Genomic DNA, 19,587 nt, shown 5'->3' on the forward strand with positions numbered 1-19,587 from the left:
GGGCCGGAGGGAGGAAGGAGGGGGATGCAAAAGTGTTTGCGGGGGAAGGGAGGGGACTTTTTCCAGCGGAAAAAAGTCCCCTTCCCTCCCCCAAAAACCGCTCACAGGGCGAACAGGATCATGGAGGGAGTCTCGGGGAAAAAAGGACTGGATGACACGACAGGCAGAGATGGAAAAAATGTGGCCCTTTCGCCTTCAGGCTGTCTTCCCCAGTAATCGAGCGTGCCGCCCCTCCTACGGCGCGCCCCACACAGCACCGGGGACCAACATGGGGCACGGGGGTGCAGGGGCTGCGCAGACCCCGCCACCCTGCAGCCTCGCCGCGCTTGACCCAGCCCGGATGCCGGGCAATGGCCGTCATCCGACGGCTATTCCACAGAGCGCAAGCGGATCTCTTCCCCGCCAGCGTCCCCCCCAAAAACGCCAAAGGGGCCGGCCTCCAGAAGAAGACCGGCCCCTTTGCAAAATCGGGCTCAGCACGGGCAGCCGACGCTTCCATCAGCTGCCGGCGGCATGACGGCTAAAAGAAGAAGAACCACTGGTCCACGACGGCGAACATGGGCATGGCGAACAGGATGCTGTCCGCACGGTCCAGGATGCCGCCATGGCCGGGCAGCAGGTTGCTGGAGTCCTTCACATGCACCGCGCGCTTGAGGGCGGATTCGAACAGGTCGCCCAGCTGGGCAAAGGCATTGATGGCGATCCCCAGCAGGGCAAAGGCCCACCAGCTGGCGCTGCCCAGGCAGGCGCCGTAGATGGTGCAGAAGATGACGCAGCCCACCAGACTGCCCACCGCGCCTTCGGAGCTCTTGTTGGGGCTCACGCGGGGCCACAGCTTGTGGTGCCCGAAGCGGGTGCCCACGAAATAGGCGGAGGTATCGGAGACGGCCACGGCCGCCAGTACGAAGATGAGCTTGGTGGTGGAAAGATAGGTGGCGGGCAGCAACAGCAGCGGGATGTAGGCCAGACCGGCCATGAAGATGCCGCTGGCGGCAAAGGCGGGCACGCCTTCCTCTTCCACCTCGTTCCAGCGGAACAGGAAGCTCATGGCAGCCAGCACGAAGCCCGCGCCCAGGCAGACCAGGGCGTCCTGCGTGCGGTGGGCCCAGGTCAGCGTCAGCATGCCCCAGCCCAGGGCGATGGCGCAGACGCGGCTGGGGATGCGCTTGTTGCCCCAGAACAGGGAGAAGAACTCCCACAGGCCCAGCGCCGCCACCAGCAGGATGAGGGCAAGCAGCACCCAGCCCCGCAGGACGAGGGCAAGAACGACGATGGCGGCCAGAACGAGGCCGGTGATGGTGCGGCGGATGTCGGTGGCGTGATCAACGGCCATTGATTTGCTCCTGGGTTTTCCCGAATCGGCGCGAGCGTCCGGCGTAGACGGCCAGGGCCTCGTGCAGGGCCTCCACGCCGAAGTCGGGCCAGGGCGTGGGGGTGAAGTAGAATTCGCTGTAAGCGCACTGGTAGAGCAGATAATTGCTCAGGCGCTGTTCTCCGCTGGTGCGGATGAGGAAGTCGGGGTCGGGCTGTCCGGCGGTGTACAGATGGTCGGCCAGGCTCTGTTCGGTGACGTCCTCGGGGCGCAGGCCCTCGGCCATCATGCCGCGCACGGCGCGCACCAGCTCGGCGCGGCCGCCGTAGTTGAGGGCCAGGTTGAGCACCATGTCCGTATTGGCCGCCGTGCGGCGCAGGCCGTGGCGCAGGGCCGTACGGGCGGCCAGGGGCAGGGCCTCCATGTCGCCCAGGATGTTCAGGCGGATGCCCTCGCGCTCCATGCGGGGCACTTCCTGGCCCAAAAATTCCAGCAGCAGGGAGAACAGGGCCGAGACTTCGGTCTTGGGCCGCGACCAGTTCTCGCTGGAAAAGGTGTACAGGGTCAGGTGGCGGATGCCCAGACGGCGGCATTCGGTCACGATGGTGCGCACGGTCTCGGCACCGGCACGGTGCCCCGCCTCGCGCGGCAGACCGCGGGCCTGGGCCCAGCGGCCGTTGCCGTCCATGATGATGGCCAGGTGTACGGGAAGATGGGTAAGCGTTTCGCTCATGGTACCTCTCTGAACCGGGGACGACAGGCCCGGAAAACATGACCGTGCCGAAAAAAACACGGCCCGGTGCCCCTGGGGCTGGCCGGGCTGCGGAAAACGTCCGGGAGCGGCAGGGCCGCTCCCGGAAGGCGGACACTAGATGTCCATGATTTCCTTTTCTTTGGCCTGGCTGCGCTTGTCGGCATCGGCCACGAACTTGTCGGTCAGCTTCTGCACTTCGGCTTCGGCCTTCTTCTGTTCGTCTTCGGTGATGGTCTTTTCCTTCTCCAGCTTCTTCAGGGAGTCGTTGGCATCACGACGCACGTTGCGCACGGCCACCTTGGCGTCTTCGGTGTACTTGCGGGCCACCTTGACCAGCTCCTTGCGGCGCTCTTCGGTCAGCGGCGGGATGTTGATGCGGATGATGCGGCCGTCATTGACCGGGGTCAGGCCCAGGTCGGACTTGAGGATGGCCTTCTCCACCACGGAGATGCCGCCCTTGTCCCAGGGCTGGATGGTGATGGTGCGGCTGTCGGGCACGGCCACGGAAGCCATCTGGGAGATGGGGGTGGGGGTGCCGTAGTAATCGGCCTTGATACCGTCCACCAGGGCGGTGGTGGCGCGACCGGTGCGCAGTTTCTGGAAGTCGCGCTCCAGAGCGGCCATGGCTTTTTCCATGCGGTCTTCGGTATCCAGAAGGATGGTATCGATATCCATAAAATCTCCTTACAGACTGTAGAGTTCGAAAAGATCGTGACTAGCAGTCGTGCACGATGGTGCCCACCTGCTCGCCCAGGATGGCACGGCGGATGTCGCCGCCCAGCATGCGGCAGACGATGATGGGCACGTTGTTGTCGCGCACCAGGGCAAAGGCAGCGGCGTCCATGACGCCCAGATGGCGGGACAGGGTCTCGTCATAGCTCAGGCTGTCGTACTTGACGGCATCGGGGAACTTGGCGGGGTCCTTGTCGTAGATGCCGTCCACCTTGGTGGCCTTGATGATGGCATCGCACTGCAGTTCCATGCCGCGCAGGGCGGCGGTGGTGTCGGTGGTGAAATAGGGGTTGCCGGTACCGGCGGCGCAGATGACCACACGGCCCTTTTCCAGATGGCGCATGGCGCGGCGACGGATGAAGGGCTCGCACACTTCCTGCATGTCGATGGCGGACAGAACGCGGGTGGGGTAGCCGAATTTTTCCAGCATGTCCTGCACGGCCAGGGCATTGAGCACCGTGGCCAGCATGCCCATGTAGTCGGCGGAGGAACGTTCCATGCCCTTGGCGGAACCGGAAAGGCCGCGGAAGATGTTGCCGCCGCCGATGACCAGGGCAAGTTCCACGCCCATATCGAGCAATCCGCCGATCTCCTTGCAGATGGTGCCCACGGTTTCGGGGTCGATACCGGTTTTCTGCTCTCCGGCCAGGGCCTCGCCGCTCAGCTTGAGCAGCACGCGCTTGTACTTGAGTTCAGCCATATGTTCCGCCTTGGTTGAAGCCGGCCACGCCGGCTGTTGCTTTCATGGATCGTCCGATACCGAACAGCAGGCATTCGGACGCGCTCTTTTCATCATAGCAAAAAACGTCGCTATCTCAAAGCACTTTTACCATGCCGCCCCCGCAGGACGGCACGGGACGGCCCTTTGCAAGGCGGCCTGTACGACCCGGGGCGACATGCGCTCCCGCCCGCCGTCTCCCTCCCTGCCCCGCCGGGACGTCCCTGTCCTTTCCCCGGCCGGGAGGACATGCGGAAAAACACCCAGCGTCGTTCCCCTCCGCATCGACGGTCATGCCTTTGTCGCCGCCCCTGCGTCGAGCCCGGATGGTGAGAACGTCGCAAACGGACGCCCCGATACGCATACGGACACCGCCGGGGAACGCAACCGGAGCGGAGCCTATTTGCCTGCCCCCGCCTTTTACGGTATCGGAAAGAGTCCCGAACCGAAGCCGCGCGCAGACCCGGCAAGGAGTCCCCATGCTCGAATGCAACAACCGTTTTGAAGATCGCGCCTTCCTCCTGCTGCTGGCCGGCGTCTCGCTGGCTTTCCTCTGGATGCTGCGCCCCTTCTTCGATGTCATCTTCTGGGGCATCGTCATCGCCCTGCTCTCCACTCCCGTCTACGATGCCCTGCAACGCCGCAGCATGGGCCGCAACCTAGCGGCGCTGACCTGCGTTATCCTGAGCCTGGTGCTCATCATCGTGCCCTGCGCGTACATTTTTTATACGTTCATCAACGAGGTGGCCAATCTCTACGGCCGCCTGACGTCCGGCGGACATGACATCCGCGAGACGCTGGAAAAGCTGCGCGAGGTGGCGCCCGGCGTACAGGACTGGCTCACCCGCTACGGCTACGGCCCCGAGGTCATTACCCAGAAACTTTCCGAGCTGGCGGTCAAGGTCAGCGGTCTGGTGGCGCGCAACACCGTGGCCCTGGGCGGCAGTACGGTGAATTTCCTCGTGGACCTCTGCATCATGCTCTATCTGGCCTTCTTCCTGGTGCGCGACGGCAAGCAGCTGCGCGTGCTGCTCATCCGGGCCCTGCCCTTTGGCGACCACCGCGAGGATCTGCTCTTCGCCAAGTTCGCCGAAGTGCTGCGGGCCACGGTCAAGGGCAGCCTGCTGGTGGCCATGGCCCAGGGCGCGCTGGGCGGTCTCATCTTCTGGATACTGGGCATCAAGGCTCCGGTGCTCTGGGGCGTGGTCATGACCCTGCTCTCGCTCATCCCGGTGGTGGGCGCGGGCGTGGTCTGGGCGCCGGTGGCCGGGTACCTGCTGCTCACGGGCGATTATGTGTCCGGCGTGGTGCTGCTGGCCTACGGGGTCTTCGTCATCGGTCTGGCGGACAACATCCTCCGCCCCGTCCTGGTGGGGCGCGATACCAAGCTGCCGGACTTCATGGTCCTGCTCTCCACGCTGGGCGGTTTCTCGCTCTTCGGCATGGACGGCTTCGTGACGGGCCCCATGCTGGCCGTGCTCTTCGTGACGGTCTGGAAGATATTCATGGACGAATTCAAGCCGCCCCTGACGCTGGACGGCAGCGCCCCCGCACAGGATGCGGACGGGGACGGCCCTGCGGCATGACGCAAAAGGCCACCCGCAACGGCGGGTGGCCTTCCATTACCTGCCCCCCGGCAGGTGAAAGATAGGGGACGGGATCCACGGCACCCGTCCCCTGTATGCGACAGCCTCCCACAGCTGCCGCTCCGGCAGCAAGGAAAAGGGGAAAGGAGGAGAACCTGATTCCTTGCTTCCGGTCAATCCTGCTGTCCCGGCGGGGATATTCCCATCCCCGGCGTCCTGCAGCGGCCCGGGACACACGGGCCGTCCGGCATGCCCTTCCGGGCACCGGCGGCAGACGCCGCCCCGCCGGGACAGCTAATGTTCCAGACGGCGGACCAGCACCTCGTCGATGCGGTTGCCGTCCATCTTCACTATCTTCATCCGCCAGCCCTGGATGCGCACCCGCTCGCCTTCGTGCGGGATATGCCCCAGGGCCTCCAGCAACAACCCCGCCAGTGTGGCCGAGGAGCTGCGCGGCGGCAGGTGGATGCCCAGCCAGGAGGTCACGGCATCCACGGTCAGGCGACCGGGCATGAGCCACGAGCCGTCAGGCTGGCGGCAGGCTTCGGGCCCGGCGGGCATGTCGCCCATCTGGCCTGCCAGCACGCTCACCAGATCCGTGGGCGTGATGCAGCCCACCACGCTGCCGTATTCGTCACGCACGAAGGCCAGGGGCGTGGGCTCTTCGCGAAAAGTTTCCAGCATCTCCGTCAGCGAGGCATGCTCGAAGATCGTGGGCGCGGGCCGCAGCAGGGGCCGCACGCTCCAGACACGCCCGCTGCCGTCATCCTGCGGCGCTGCCGTACCGGGACGCTCCGTGCCCGTCACGGGCCCCTGGGGCGTCACGGCCGCCAGATCCCCGGTATGGATCACGCCCAGCACTTCGTCCCTGTCCGGGTCCAGCACCGGCAGCCAGGGCGAGAGGCTCTCGCTGGCAAAACGGCAGGCCGTGGCATAGTCGGCCTCGCTGTCCAGCCAACGCACCCGGTGGCGCGGGGTCATGATGAAGCGGGCCGTGCGTCCGCTCAGGCGGATCACGCGGGCCACCATGTCGCGCTCTTCCGGCTCGAACAGGGGCTGGGCATCGCTCTCGCTGGCCAGGGCCGCGGCATCGCGCCGCGCTTCTTCCTCGCCGGGACGTCCGCCGCCCAGCAGCCCCAGCACCGCCATGGCCATGGATTCACGCATGTCGCGCATGCTGATGCGCTTGCGGCGGTTGCGCAGGGCCACCTGGTTGCAGATCTCCACCAGCACCGAGAAGCAGATGGCCGCGTAGAGGTAGCCCTTGGGGATATGGTAGCCCAGGCCGTCCATGAGCAGGCTCAGGCCGATCATCATCAAAAAGCCCAGACACAGGATGATGACCGTGGGGTGACGCTCCACAAAACTTGTCAGCGGCGCGGCGGCCATGACCATGACCAGCATGGCCACGACGACGGCCAGCATCATCACCGGGATATGGTCCACCATGCCCACCGAGGTGATGATGGAATCCAGGGAGAACACGGCATCCAGCACCAGGATCTGGATGATGACCTGCCAGAAGCCCGAGCGCGTGGGCGCCGAGGAGTATTCGGCCATGCCGCCTTCCAGGCGCTCGTGCAGCTCCATGGTCCCCTTGAGCAGCAAAAAGATGCCGCCGCCCATGAGGATGAAATCTCGCCACGAGAAGGCTTTGCCGAAGATCGTGACCAGGGGCTCGGTCAGACTGACGATCCAGGCGATGGCGGAAAGCAGCACCAGGCGCATGACGAGCGCCAGACCAAGACCGGTGAGGAAGGCCCGGCGGCGCTGTTCCTGCGTATGCAGGCGCGAGGTGAGGATGGAGATGAAAACGAGGTTGTCGATGCCCAGCACGACCTCGAGCACGATCAGGGTGCCCAGCCCGGCCCAGGCCGAGGGATCGGCGATCCACGAGAAATCCCACATGGGAGCTTTCCGCCTCCTTGCGGCAGTGATGCTGAAGTGATGCCCGGCCCTCCCGCTCCGCACGGAGTCCCGGACTGGATGGAGGCAGCATACGCCGGCGTCCGTCAGGAAAGCGTCGGCATGGCCGGGAAAAGGGCCAAAAAAAAGGAGGGGCCGGAGCCCCTCCTGGGATCTTTATGGCGGACAGCTTATTCAGCGGCCAGCTGGATGCGGCTGAAGCCGGCGACCTTGATGTCGCCACCGGCGGCCTTGGCCACTTCGCGCACCACTTCGGTCATGCTCTTCTTGTCGTCGCGGATGTAGGGCTGTTCCATCAGGCAGACTTCCTTCTGGAACTTCTTCACGGCGCCTTCGGCGATCTTTTCCACGATCTGTTCGGGCTTGCCTTCTTCGCGGGCCTTCTGGCGGTACACTTCACGCTCGCGTTCCATGGCGGCGGCGTCCAGGCTGGCGCCGTCCAGGGCCATGGGGTTGGTGGCGGCCACCTGCATGGCCACGTTCTTGGCCAGTTCCTGCACTTCAGGCTTGGCGGCGGTAGCGGCGCTGTCGCACACCAGGTCCACCAGCACGCCGATCTTGCGGTTGGCGTGGATGTACTGGCCGATCACTTCGTTGTCTTCACGGGTGTGACGGGTGAAGTTGCCGAGCTGCATGTTTTCGCCCACGGAGGCGATGAGCTGGGTCACGTCTTCGCCCACCAGGCCCTTCAGGGCTTCGGCGTCGGCGGGGTTGCTGTCCAGCACGCTCTGGGCCACCTTGGCGGCCAGGGCTTCGAACTGTTCGCCGCGGGCCACGAAGTCGGTCTCGCACAGCAGGGCGGACATGGCCACGGTCTTGCCGTCAGCGCTCACGGCGGCCATCACCAGGCCTTCGCTGGTGGCGCGGCCGGACTTCTTGGCAGCCTTGGCCATACCCTTCTGGCGCAGCCAGTCGACGGCCTTTTCCAGGTCGCCGTCCACTTCCACCAGGGCTTTCTTGCAGTCCATCATGCCGGCGCCGGTCTTTTCGCGCAGTTCCTTCACCATAGCGGCGGAAATAGCCATTGTATTCTCCTGTGTATCCGGCCTGGGCCGGAGCAAGATTCCAAAAAAATCGCGCAGTGCGCAGGGTGGCGGCACAGCCCGAAAGCCGCGCCGCCACCTTTTTGAAGCATGGGGGGGCCGGAGCCTTGCTGCTCCGGTTCCTGCGTCGCCCGCCACGGGCATCCCCGTCCGGGCGCGGACATCAGCAGGGCCGATGCCCGGGGCAACAGCGTTGCCCGAGGTCAGAAGACCGTACCGGAACTACTCGGCGGCAGCTTCGGTCTCGGCAGCCTTCTGCATGGCTTCTTCGGCGTTGGCTTCCACGGCGGCGCCGTCCTTCATCTGGGCTTCGCCTTCCTGGCAGGCTTCGGAGAAAGCCGTCACGAACAGCTTGATGGCGCGGATGGCGTCATCGTTGCCGGGGATGATGTAGTCGATGACATCGGGATCGCAGTTGGTGTCGGTCACGGCCACGATCGGGATGCCCAGCTTGCGGCATTCCTTCACGGCGATGTCTTCGCGATGGGGGTCGATGATGAAAGCCAGCTGGGGCAGGCGATCCATGTTCTTGATACCGCCCAGGGTCTGTTCCAGCTTCTGCATTTCGCGTTCCAGCAGCAGGATTTCCTTCTTCTGGTAACGGTTGATGCTGCCGTCGGCGAACATGCCTTCCAGCTTCTTCAGGCGTTCCACGCTCTTCTGGATGGTGACGAAGTTGGTCAGGGTGCCGCCCATCCAGCGGTTGGTCACGTAGTACTGGTTGGCCTTGGTGGCTTCGGTGGCCACGGCTTCCTGGGCCTGGCGCTTGGTACCGATGAACAGCACCTTGCCGCCGTTGGCCACGGTGTCGACCACCTTGTCATAGGCCACGCGGAACAGCTTCACGGTCTGCTGCAGGTCGATGATATGGATGCCGTTGCGGGCGCCGAAGATGTAAGGACGCATCTTGGGGTTCCAACGACGGGTCTGGTGACCGAAATGCACGCCGGTTTCCAGCATCTGCTTCATGCTGACGTAAGCCATTTTTCAATCCTCCAAAAGGGTTGTGATCTTCCACACCGGCCCAGACCCTGCAACCCGGCCTGCCGCCGCCCCCGGCCCCATGACCGGAAGACAACGAAAAATGCGCCGTAGCGCATTGCCGGGCACCCCGGGCCGCTGCCGGAGTGTGCTTCGATGAACGAGCTTCCATAGACCAAAAGCCCGCAAATGGCAAGCCCCGATAAGGACTTGTAAAAAAATATTTACTGATATAGAAAAATATTATTCACCTTAGAGGTGGTATCGGGTGCCGACGTCACGGTGATATATGTTCCCAGCTGCTTAGTTAAGGACTCATCGGATGCCAAGGAAGCCTTGGTGGCGTGTCGCCTTACTCTATATAGGTGGCACAGAAGTAGAATTTACTTTACTTACGGTTCACCCGAGCCCGCATAGCGTCCTATGCGGGTTTTTTTATATTTGGAGGTAATTATGATTTTTGAACAAATGGTAAAAAAAGCAATTATTAAGGAATGTAAAAAACATATTTCTCGCTATCATAATTATCTCAATTGGCTTACTGACTATATTTATCGTGAAAATAAAAATTTTAACATATGTAGAGTTAAACAAATAAAAACTCCTATCTACTGGGGAGTGGAAAAGTTAACGAATCCTTTTTACACGTTGCGAAGAGTTGACCAAATCGCACATAGTATTTCAAAAAAAATTATAAAACATGAATATCAACCTAACCCTCCAATAAAAAAAGAAATCCCCAAACCTAGTGGAGGAAAGCGTATTCTTTCAATTTTTCAAATTCCAGATGCAGCCATTTCACGGCTATTTTTTGATTTTTTAATGCATAAAAATAGTTATAAATTCAGTCCTTATTCATATGCCTATCGTAATGATAAGACAACACATTATGCTGTTGAGAATATTTTTAACAACATCATCAGCCATGATAGAATATTTATTGCAGAATATGATTTTTCAAAATTTTTTGATAAGATTTCTCACAAATTTATCATTAATGCGTTAGAATCAAACAAATTTTTCATTTCAAATACAGAGATGCATGTAATAAAATCTTTCTTATCAACACAGCAAAGTAATGTCGGAGTGCCTCAAGGAACCTCGATTTCACTATTTCTTGCTAACGCGGCATGTTCATCATTAGATAAATCTCTCGAAAGCGCTGGAATTAATTTTGCAAGATATGCAGATGATACAATATTATGGTCAAATAAATATGAAAAAATATGTGAAGGCGCAGAAATTATTAGTGAATTTTCAAAAAAATCTGCTATCCCATTAAATATTGATAAATCAGAAGGTATCAGTTTACTTGTAAAGGAAACTGCAAAACCTCAAGAGCTCAGCAAAACAAAGACAAGCATCAGTTATCTTGGTTACTCTATCACCCCACAACATATTGGATTAAATGAAAAAATAATAGTGAGAATTAAGAAAAAAATATCTTATATAATCTATAAACATCTCATCCAACCCATAAAACACAATACCATTTGCAATAGAAATGTAACTATATTTGATGATAAAGATGTTGTGGTCACCCTTCAGGAAATTAGAAGGTATATCTATGGAGATTTATCAGAAAAAAAAATACAGGAGTTTCTCTTTGGAGGTACCGCACAAATTCATTTTAAAGGTCTTCTTAGTAATTTTCCTCTTATAGATGACGTCGAACAATTAAAATCGCTTGATGGCTGGATGGCAAATTCTCTTATGCGGGCTCTGCGACGGCGTTACACCCTACTTAATATGCAACATATATTTAAGTATAAAAAATCAACAGTTTTTATAAAAGACTACGAGAAAAATAAAAATAAAGGATATTGTATACCAAGCTTCAGATTACTTTACAATGCCCTCAAAAAGGGAATTAAACTAAATGGATTGCATTTTAATGGATTTTATAATAGTTAGATTTTATAAGACCCCCTACTTACAGGGGGTCTTTTTTTATGTCCCACTAAAAAGAAAGGCTCCCCAAAGCGGGGAGCCTGACCGGGGAAGACTGCGGCGTTGCCTGCCGGCGCTTGAAGGCGACATGGCAGGGGCTGCTGCCGTTCCGTGGCCGTACCGGTAACGGAGCCGTGACGCGGCACGTGGCCGGGTCCGATGTTCTCCGCTAGCGGGAAATTTTCCGGGATCACCGGCAGCCCCTCAAGGGGGGGCGGGGCTGCCGGGGGGTATCAGGAGGAGGAAGGTCGGTATGTTCCCGGCCGGCTCCGAAGGAGGGACGAGCCGGCCGGGGAGGGACTTTTTCAGGAGGAAGGAGGTTGCTGTTTTCAGTCCCGGCCGGTCCTGGGGGGGGGACAGGCCGACCGGGGGAAGGAGGTCTCAGAAGAAGCGGAGGATGTTCGTTTCAGGTTCGAAGGAGGTCCGTCAGGCTGTCCACGCTACCGCGGTCTGTCGCGGGCCGAGGCAGCAAAGAGGCCATGCAGCTGCCGCGGTAGCGCGGACGGTAAGAAATTTGTGGTGTTCCATGACGAACCTCCAAAAAGGAAGAAGATGGTATGGCATGTATATCTGTTCGGCGCTGTCCCCGTAGTGGTGGCGGGCCGGAGGGCCCGTCCCGGACGATGCCGTTGTTGTACGGGATACAGCAATCGCCGTGCCAAAGTATATTTTCACAATAAAAACAATAGATTATAAAATAAGGTTTAAAAAAGGCGTTTCCCTGGCCCCGGCACCTGTACAGAAATTGAACACTTTTTCCCGCCATTCCGGCAGGTTGTAAAAAAATTGGACGCTTTGCCCCGCAGCAGGCGGCCCATGTGCTTTTTTTATACAGTCCGCGGCCGCCGTTCCGGCAAAGGGTCCTGCGCCGGGGCGCCAGCACGCTCTTTGCAAAGCGGCAGGCTCCATAGTATAGCCGAACCATATGAATCTTACCAATGAACCTTCCCTGAAAGGATCCCTCATGAACAGTCATGGTTTCGAACTCGTCACCGAGCGCCGCCTGCACGAAGTGGGCGGTACGGCCCGGCTCTGGAAACACGGCGTCACCGGCGCGCAGCTGCTCTCCGTCAGCAATGCCGACGAGAACAAGTGCTTCGGCGTGAGCTTCCGCACCCCGCCCACGGACTCCACGGGCGTGGCCCACATCCTGGAACATTCCGTGCTCTGCGGCTCGGACAAATATCCGGTCAAGGAACCCTTCGTGGAGCTGCTCAAGGGCTCGCTCCAGACCTTCCTCAACGCCTTCACCTTCCCGGACAAGACCTGCTATCCCGTGGCCAGCGCCAACCTGCAGGACTTCTACAACCTCATCGACGTCTACATCGACGCCGTCTTCCATCCCCGCATCAGCGAGGACATCTTCCGTCAGGAAGGCTGGCACGTTGAGGCCGAGGACACCAAGGGCCCCTGGACCTACAAGGGCGTGGTCTACAATGAGATGAAGGGCGCCTACTCCTCGCCCGATTCCGTGCTGGCCGAACAGAGCCAGCAGGCCATCTTCCCGGACATGCTCTACAGCCTGGACTCCGGCGGCAACCCGGAAGTCATCCCGGACCTGACCTACGAGGCCTTCCGCGATTTCCACAGCCGCTACTACCATCCCTCCAACGCGCGTTTCTTCTTCTGGGGCGATGACCCGGAAGAAAAGCGTCTGGAGATCGTGGCCGAGGCCCTGCAGGGCTATACCGCCCGTGCGGTGGACTCCGCCGTGCCCCTGCAGCCCCGCCGCGACACGCCCCGGCAGGTGGAAGTGCCCTACGCCGCCACCGACGGCCAGAAAACGGCCCTGTTCACGGTCAACTGGCTGCTGGGCGAACGCGGCGACGTGCATCAGGCCCTGCTCATGGAGATGCTGGAGCACATCCTCGAAGGCCTGCCGGGCTCTCCCCTGCGCAAGGCCCTCATCAGCTCCGGCCTGGGCGAGGACACCACCGGCTGCGGCCTGGAGACCGACCTGCGCCAGATGTACTACTCCACCGGTCTCAAGGGCGTGGACCCGCGCAAGGTGCAGGACGCCGAGATGCTCATCTTCGAGACCCTCGCCGACCTTGCCGAGGACGGCATCGACCCCGCCGCCGTGGAAGCCGCCGTCAACAGCGTGGAATTCTCCTACCGCGAGAACAATTCCGGCCGCTTCCCGCGCGGCCTCTCGGCCATGATCCAGGCCCTGTCCACCTGGCTCTACGACGGCGACCCGCTGGCCCCGCTGGCCTGGGAAGGCCCGCTGGCCGAGATCAAGGCCCGTCTGGCCGCCGGGGAGAAGGTCTTCGAGAACGCCATCCGCGACCACTTCCTCAACAACGAACACCGCGCCACCGTGGTGCTGCTGCCTGACGCCCGGCTGGCCAAGGCCCGTGAGGACCGCGAGGCCGCCCGCCTGGCCGCCGTGTACGAGGCCTGCTCCGACGCCGAGCGGCAGGAGCTGGTGGAGGCCACCAGCCGTCTGCAGGCCGCCCAGTCCGCTCCGGACAGCCCCGAGGCCCTGGCCACCATCCCCAGCCTGGGCATGGATGCCCTGCCTCTGCGCAACACGCCCGTGCCCTGCGTGCGGGAGGCCCTGAGCGGCGGCCAGACCTGGCTGGCCCACGACCTGCCCACCAGCGGCATCGCCTATACGGCCCTGCTCCTGCCCCTGAACGCCGTCCCGGCCCGCCTGGAGCCCCTGCTGCCCCTCTTTGCCCGCAGCCTCACCGAAGTGGGCACCGCCCGCCGCGACTTCAGCGAACTGGGCGCGCGCATGGCCGCCAAGACCGGCGGTGTGGGCGCCGATCCCCTGCTGGCCACCACCCGCGGGGAACGCGGCCTGGTCAAATACCTGAGCGTGGCCGGCAAGGCCGTCTACGACAAGGTGCCCGACCTGTTCGACATCTTCCGCGAGATCCTGCTGGAGCCCCTGACCGACCGCGCCGTGCGTCTGGAGCGCCTGCGCCAGATGCTGCTGGAAGACAAGGCCCGTCTGGAACACGGCCTGGTGGCGGCCGGTCATTCGGCCGTGGGTTCCCGCCTGCGCGCCCACTTCACGCCCTCCGGCCTGCTGGCCGAACGCCTGTCGGGCATCAGCCAGCTCATGGCCGTGCGCGAACACCTGCAGCGTCTGGACAGCGATCCCGACAGCCTGCTGGCCGATCTGGACGAGCTGCGCCGCCTCATCGTGGCCAGCCCCGACGTGCTGGTGGACTGCACGGCCGAGACCGCCGGTCTGGATGCCGTGCAGCGTCAGGCCGCCGACCTGCTGGCCGCCCTGCCCGCCGGCCGTGACGCGGCCCTGGTGCTGCCGCCCTTCAGCGACGGTCTGCCCGCCGCCGAGGCCTTCCTGGCCCCGGCCCAGATCAACTACGTGGGCAAGGCGGCCAACCTCTACGACCTGGGCTACACCTACCACGGCTCGGCCAGCGTCATCCTGCGTTACATGCGCATGGGCTATCTGTGGGAACGCGTGCGCGTGCGCGGCGGTGCCTACGGCGCCTTCTGCATGCTGGACCGCATGGGCGGCACCCTGGTCTGCGCCTCTTACCGCGATCCCAACGTGGACGACACCCTGACCGCCTATGACCAGATGGCCGACTACCTGCGCTCCTTCCGTCCCGACAAGGAGCAGCTCACCAGCGCCATCGTGGGCGCCATCGGCGACCTGGACAGCTACCTGCTGCCCGACGCCCGCGGTGCGCAGGGCCTGGCCCGCCATCTGGCCAAGGACGACGAGGACGCCCGCCAGCAGATGCGTGACGAGATCCTCGGCACCACGGCCCAGCACTTCCGCGACTTCGCCGACGTGCTGGCCGAAGCCGCCGGCCACGGCGTGACCTGCGTACTGGGCGGTGCCCAGACCCGCGCCGCCGCCGAGGCCCACGGCTGGCAGACGCAGGAACTGCTGTAGTCCCGGCCCTGAGGCCTGGATGCGTACATGACCATCCGGGGAAGGGGAACAGCTTGCGCCGCGGCGAAGGCTTTCCCCTTCCCCTTTTCCGTTCCTCCCGCCCGAGCCCACCGGCCCGGCAGCTCCACCGGGGCGGACACGGCAAGGGCGCTGCCTCTCCGGCATCCCGGCCCGCAGGGACAGGGACCGGTACGCCCTTCCCGATCCATGCCGCCGCGGACGGAGCCGGGACGGCCCCTGACGCAGGACACGGCCTGTGGCACGGGAGGCCCTCAGCTCTCCCGCCCGTAGCGGCAGCAATGCCTGGTATTGCCTTTTCCCTCTGGAATACCTACCTTTTCAGGAAACCGTCAGGCAGAGCCCCGCACGGGCTTTGCTGCCCGGATGCCGTCTTACCGCGCTGCAGCCGGCCTGCTGCCGGTCCGGGATGCCTTCGATCTTCCGCATCCCCGGACGCCATGGCTTCAGGCAACGGCCATCCCTGCCCGTATCCGGGAGCCCTTCCCCCAAGGCGTTCCCCTTCCCTGCTCCCAAGGAGGCTCCATGAAGCAGACCCCCGGCCCCGTCATCGGCGCTCCTTCTTTTGTCATGCCCGCCAATGTGGCCGACAATGCCCGCTTTCTGGCCGGGCGCGTCGATGAAGTGGCCCTGTGCCTTTTTGAGGCCCGTTCCTGCCTTGCCTATGACGACGAAGACCTGCCCCCCGCGCTGGCGGACCTGCCCCTGAGCTGGCATGTCCACCTGCCCGTGGATCTGCCCTGGCCGCGCAAGAAGGACGCCGAAGCCGTGCGCGTGGCCGTGGAGCTGGCCCTGCGCGTCTTTGACCGGGTGGCCTGCCTCAAGCCCTGGGGCGCCGTGCTCCATGCCCCCAAGGGCAGCCCCGTGCTGCAGCGTTTCATCCTGCGTCAGGCCGCCGCCTGCTGGCAGCGCCGCAGCAAGATCCCCCTGCTGCTGGAGAACACCGACATCTGCGACATCGCCGGCCTGGGGCGCGGCTTTCCGGCCGATCACGGCCTGGGCTTCTGTCTGGACGTCGGCCACCTCATGGGCTATGCTCAAAACGCACTTTGGGCATCTCCCCTGCCCGAGACAGCGGCCCTGGTCCACTGGAGCGCCCCCGGCACCCAGGACCAGCATCTGGCCCTGCACCGGTTCACGGCAGCCCAGCAGCATCTGGCACGGCAACTGGCCGGCCGTCTGCCCGGGAACTGCCGTCATCTGCTGGAGATCTTCCGCTGGCAGGGGGTGGAGGAATCCCTGCCCCTCCTGCGCGACCTGCTGGCCAGCCAGCCGGATACCGTGTCCCCCGGCTGCCCGCACGGCCCCAACAACGCCAAAACAGCGGAGTAAAGCGGTCATGACCAATCCCTATGTAGCGCAGATGCGACAGTGGCGGCAGACACTGACCAAGGATCAGCGCTGGGCCATCCTCATCTCGGCGGACCCGGACGCCCTGGCCTCGGCGCTGGCGCTCAAGCGCATCATGGCGCATCGTGTGCGCGGTGTGGACATCTTCCGCATCAACGAAGTCACCCGGCCCGACAACCTGGCCATGATCCGCTACCTGCGCATCCCGGCCAAGCTCTGGCAGCCCGAAAAGGCCGATCTCTACACCAATTTCGCCATGGTGGACTCCCAGCCCCACCACAACCCGGCGTTCCAGGGCATCACCTTCGACCTCATCATCGACCATCATCCCCTCACGGCAGGCCAGCTGCCGCAGGCGCCCTTCTGCGACATCCGCCCCGGTTTCGGTGCCACCAGCACCATGATGACCCGCTACCTGCAGGGCCTGCGCATCAAGCCCGGGCCGCTGCTCTCCACGGCGCTGCTCTACGGCATCCGCACGGATACCGCCACCTTCGAGCGTTCCGGCGGCGAGGACGACCTGCGCGCCTACCAGTGGCTCATCAAGCATGCCGACGCCACCCTGCTGCGCCGCATCATCCGCAGCGAGTACCTGCGCGCCTGGCTGCCCCTTTTCTCCCGCGCGTTCCGCTCCCTGCGCGACTGCCGGGGCGGGGCCATGGTCTGGCTCAACGAGGTGGACAGCGCCGACCTGCTGGTGGCCGTGGCCGACTTCTTCACCCGTGTGCACGGCCTCAAGTGGATCGCCGTCTGCGGTGTGGTGGAAAAGACCGTGGTGGTCATCTTCCGCGGTGACGGCAGCCGCGACATCGGCCGTCTGGCCGACGCCTGCTTCTACGACGTGGGCTCCGCCGGCGGCCACCGCAACCTGGGCCGCGCGGAATTCCCCCTTGCCGCCATCCCGGCGGGCACCAAGCCTGCGGATTTCATCTTCCAGCGTCTGCACAGCCGCAAGCTGCGCCCGGTCACGGCCAGCGCCGCGCCCCTGGCCGAGAACGCCGGGCAGCAGGCCGTGCACAGCGAAACGCTGGAGCCCGCTCCCGTCCAGGCCCTGGCCCACGGGGCGTAAGACGCACGACAATCAGGCAGAAAGGGCAGATGACGTTCGCGTCAGCTGCCCTTTTTTTCTGCGGCAGTGGTGCCTCCGCAGGGAGCGGCGTACCGCCGTTGCGAGCGCTGCCGGTGTTCCCCTATGCAGGAAATCAATTTTTTAATTTAATAAAAACAATAATATACAAAAATGCCTCCCGCCATTTTCCGGCGGGAGGCATTTTTTTCACGAGCGACTCTTGACAAGCCCCGGGCTGCGGCGTAGCGTTCATGGAAACTGTTGGAGTTTTGAAGATGTCCCGTTTCGTTCCTGCCACCTCCTGCTACGCTGCTACCGGCTTTTGCTTTAGCTGGTTTTATTTTGCGTACTTTAGCGGAGCCTGTGGTCAGGAGCTTTGCTGACATCTTCTGTCAGAGAGTTTCGGGGCCGCAGGCATATAGCCGGCGGCCCTTTTTTTGTATCCAGCGCCGCCGGAACGGCTCCATTCCACAAGGAGAGATCCCATGTACCTTGGCAAACAGGTTCGTCTGGAACGCATCATCAATCGTGAAACCGGCCGCACTATCATCGTTCCCATGGACCACGGCGTGACCATCGGTGCCGTCGACGGCCTCATCGACATGCGCGAGACCGTCAACGACATGGCCGTGGGCGGCGCTGACGCCGTGCTCATGCACAAGGGCCTGGTCCGCTGCTCGCACCGCAACGCCGGCAAGGACGTAGGCCTCATCGTCCACCTGTCCGCCTCCACCATGCTCTCGCCCCAGGGCAACACCAAGACCCTGGTGGGCACCGTGGAAGAAGGCATCAAGCACGGCGCCGACTGCGTCTCCGTGCATGTGAACCTGGGCGATCCCAACGAGCGCCTGATGCTGGCCGACCTGGGCCGCGTGGCCGCCGCCTGTGACGACTGGCACATGCCCCTGCTGGCCATGATGTACGCCCGCGGCCCGGCCATCAAGAACGGCTTCGCCCCCGACGTGGTGGCCCACTGTGCCCGCGTGGGCGTGGAACTGGGCGCGGACATCGTCAAGGTGCCCTACACCGGCGACATGGAAAGCTTCTCCGACGTGGTCTCCTCCTGCTGCGTGCCCGTGGTCATCGCCGGCGGCGAACGCATGGATTCCACCCGCGACGTGCTCCAGATGGTGCACGATGCCATCAAGGCCGGCGGCGCGGGCATCTCCATGGGCCGCAACGTGTTCCAGCATCCCAACCGCATCCAGCTCGTGCGTGCCCTGCGCGCCATCGTGCATGAGAACGCCACGGTGGAAGAAGCCCTGGCCATCGTGGGAGAATAGCATGGCCCGCATCTACTACCGTTGCGAACCGTTCAGCAAGGCCGACGTGACCCTGGCCCTGGAGTCCGGTGTGGACGGGGTCATCGTGCCCCGCGCCCAGGTGGAGAAGGTGGCCGCCCTTTCCCGCTGCACCGTCTGGGCCTGCGAGGACGTGGCCAGCGTGCCGCTGAACGTCAAGGCCGACGAGGAGGCCCTGGTGGCCCGCCTCAAGGCCGGTGAGACCGCCTGCCTGGCCCGCGGCTGGGAGATCATCCCCGTGGAGAACCTGCTGGCCCAGGCCGACAATGTGCTGGCCGAGGCGGGCAGCCTGGAAGAGGCCCGTCTGGCCGCCGGCATCCTGGAACGCGGCGTGGACGGCATCGTGGTCCTGCCCGAGGCTCTGGCCGAACTCAAGGCCATCGTGGCCCAGTGCAAGATCTCGCAGGGACGCGAAGAATTGCAGAAAGCCGTCATCACCCGCGTGGAACCCGTGGGCCTGGGGCACCGCGTCTGCGCCGATACCCTTTCGCTGCTCAAGCGCGGCCAAGGCATGCTGGTGGGCAATTCCAGCGCCTTCACCTTCCTTGTCCATGCCGAGACCGAACACAACGAATATGTGGCCGCCCGTCCCTTCAGGGTCAATGCCGGGGCCGTGCATGCCTATGCCCGCCTGCCCCATGACAAGACCTGCTACCTGGGCGAACTGGCCGCAGGGCAGGAAGTGCTCATCGTGGGCGCCGACGGCCAGACCAGCGTGGCCACGGTGGGCCGGGTCAAGATCGAAGTGCGCCCCATGCTGCTGGTGGAAGCCGAGGCCGAGACCCCCGAAGGCCCCAAGCGCGGCGCCGTGTTCCTGCAGAATGCCGAGACCATCCGCCTGACCGCCCCTGACGGCACGCCCCTGAGCGTGGTCAGCCTCAAGCCCGGCGATACGGTGCTCTGCCGTCTGGATCAGGCAGGCCGCCACTTCGGCATGCGCATCCAGGAAGAGATCCGCGAGGTGTAG

Annotated in this window: 14 protein-coding genes; 7 read left to right on the top strand and 7 right to left on the bottom strand. The window is 62.6% G+C overall.

Annotation, left to right across the window (positions count from 1 at the left end; translation table 11 throughout):
• Nucleotides 1–520: 520 nt before the first annotated feature.
• The 4 genes from ACQRAG_RS03660 to pyrH all read right to left on the bottom strand — a co-directional run bounded on the left by ACQRAG_RS03660 (nt 521) and on the right by pyrH (nt 3,498).
• The gene (locus ACQRAG_RS03660) at nt 521–1,333 is read right to left on the bottom strand and encodes a phosphatidate cytidylyltransferase (RefSeq protein ID WP_168935880.1); all 813 of its coding nucleotides are present in this window, start codon (nt 1,331–1,333) and stop codon (nt 521–523) included.
• The gene (locus tag ACQRAG_RS03665) at nt 1,323–2,045 is read right to left on the bottom strand and encodes an isoprenyl transferase (RefSeq protein WP_297139706.1); all 723 of its coding nucleotides are present in this window, start codon (nt 2,043–2,045) and stop codon (nt 1,323–1,325) included. Before ACQRAG_RS03665 ends, ACQRAG_RS03660 begins: the two co-directional genes overlap by 11 nt.
• A 135-nt stretch (nt 2,046–2,180) precedes the next feature.
• The gene (gene frr / locus ACQRAG_RS03670) at nt 2,181–2,741 is read right to left on the bottom strand and encodes a ribosome recycling factor (RefSeq protein WP_168935878.1); all 561 of its coding nucleotides are present in this window, start codon (nt 2,739–2,741) and stop codon (nt 2,181–2,183) included.
• 40 nt (nt 2,742–2,781) lie between these two features.
• Nucleotides 2,782–3,498, bottom strand: a complete 717-nt coding sequence (gene pyrH / locus ACQRAG_RS03675; RefSeq protein ID WP_006007843.1) for a UMP kinase — start codon at nt 3,496–3,498, stop codon at nt 2,782–2,784.
• 497 nt (nt 3,499–3,995) lie between these two features.
• Between pyrH and ACQRAG_RS03680 the strand changes: the two genes are divergently transcribed.
• On the top strand, nt 3,996–5,102 hold the full coding sequence (locus ACQRAG_RS03680) for an AI-2E family transporter (protein WP_168935877.1): 1,107 nt from the start codon (nt 3,996–3,998) through the stop codon (nt 5,100–5,102).
• 294 nt (nt 5,103–5,396) lie between these two features.
• Here the strand turns inward: ACQRAG_RS03680 and ACQRAG_RS03685 are convergent, their stop codons facing one another.
• The 3 genes from ACQRAG_RS03685 to rpsB all read right to left on the bottom strand — a co-directional run bounded on the left by ACQRAG_RS03685 (nt 5,397) and on the right by rpsB (nt 9,055).
• Nucleotides 5,397–7,010, bottom strand: a complete 1,614-nt coding sequence (locus ACQRAG_RS03685) for a TerC family protein (protein ID WP_297139716.1) — start codon at nt 7,008–7,010, stop codon at nt 5,397–5,399.
• 188 nt (nt 7,011–7,198) lie between these two features.
• Entirely contained in the window at nt 7,199–8,053 is an 855-nt protein-coding gene (tsf, locus tag ACQRAG_RS03690; protein ID WP_006007838.1) for a translation elongation factor Ts, read from the bottom strand.
• Nucleotides 8,054–8,293: 240 nt separating this feature from the next.
• Entirely contained in the window at nt 8,294–9,055 is a 762-nt protein-coding gene (rpsB, locus tag ACQRAG_RS03695) for a 30S ribosomal protein S2 (protein ID WP_006007837.1), read from the bottom strand.
• 450 nt (nt 9,056–9,505) lie between these two features.
• Here rpsB and ACQRAG_RS03700 point away from each other — a divergent pair, with 450 nt between their 5' ends.
• From ACQRAG_RS03700 to ACQRAG_RS03725, 6 genes are all read left to right on the top strand, one after another.
• Complete coding sequence (locus ACQRAG_RS03700) at nt 9,506–10,966, top strand: reverse transcriptase domain-containing protein (protein ID WP_320620096.1); 1,461 nt, start codon at nt 9,506–9,508, stop codon at nt 10,964–10,966.
• Between the two features lie 1,000 nt (nt 10,967–11,966).
• Nucleotides 11,967–14,882, top strand: coding sequence for an insulinase family protein (locus ACQRAG_RS03705; protein ID WP_303739778.1), 2,916 nt, complete (start codon nt 11,967–11,969; stop codon nt 14,880–14,882).
• 543 nt (nt 14,883–15,425) lie between these two features.
• Complete coding sequence (gene cbiR / locus ACQRAG_RS03710; protein WP_427803966.1) at nt 15,426–16,232, top strand: cobamide remodeling phosphodiesterase CbiR; 807 nt, start codon at nt 15,426–15,428, stop codon at nt 16,230–16,232.
• A gap of 7 nt (nt 16,233–16,239) precedes the next feature.
• The gene (locus tag ACQRAG_RS03715) at nt 16,240–17,319 is read left to right on the top strand and encodes a DHH family phosphoesterase (protein WP_168935805.1); all 1,080 of its coding nucleotides are present in this window, start codon (nt 16,240–16,242) and stop codon (nt 17,317–17,319) included.
• A 485-nt stretch (nt 17,320–17,804) separates the two neighbouring features.
• A complete protein-coding gene (locus ACQRAG_RS03720; RefSeq protein ID WP_168935807.1) occupies nt 17,805–18,602 on the top strand; it encodes a 2-amino-3,7-dideoxy-D-threo-hept-6-ulosonate synthase in 798 nt (265 codons plus the stop codon).
• A 1-nt stretch (nt 18,603) separates the two neighbouring features.
• Nucleotides 18,604–19,587, top strand: coding sequence for a 3-dehydroquinate synthase II family protein (locus ACQRAG_RS03725; protein WP_168935808.1), 984 nt, complete (start codon nt 18,604–18,606; stop codon nt 19,585–19,587).

Source organism: Desulfovibrio sp. SGI.230, assembly GCF_050313065.1.
GTDB lineage: Bacteria > Desulfobacterota > Desulfovibrionia > Desulfovibrionales > Desulfovibrionaceae > Desulfovibrio.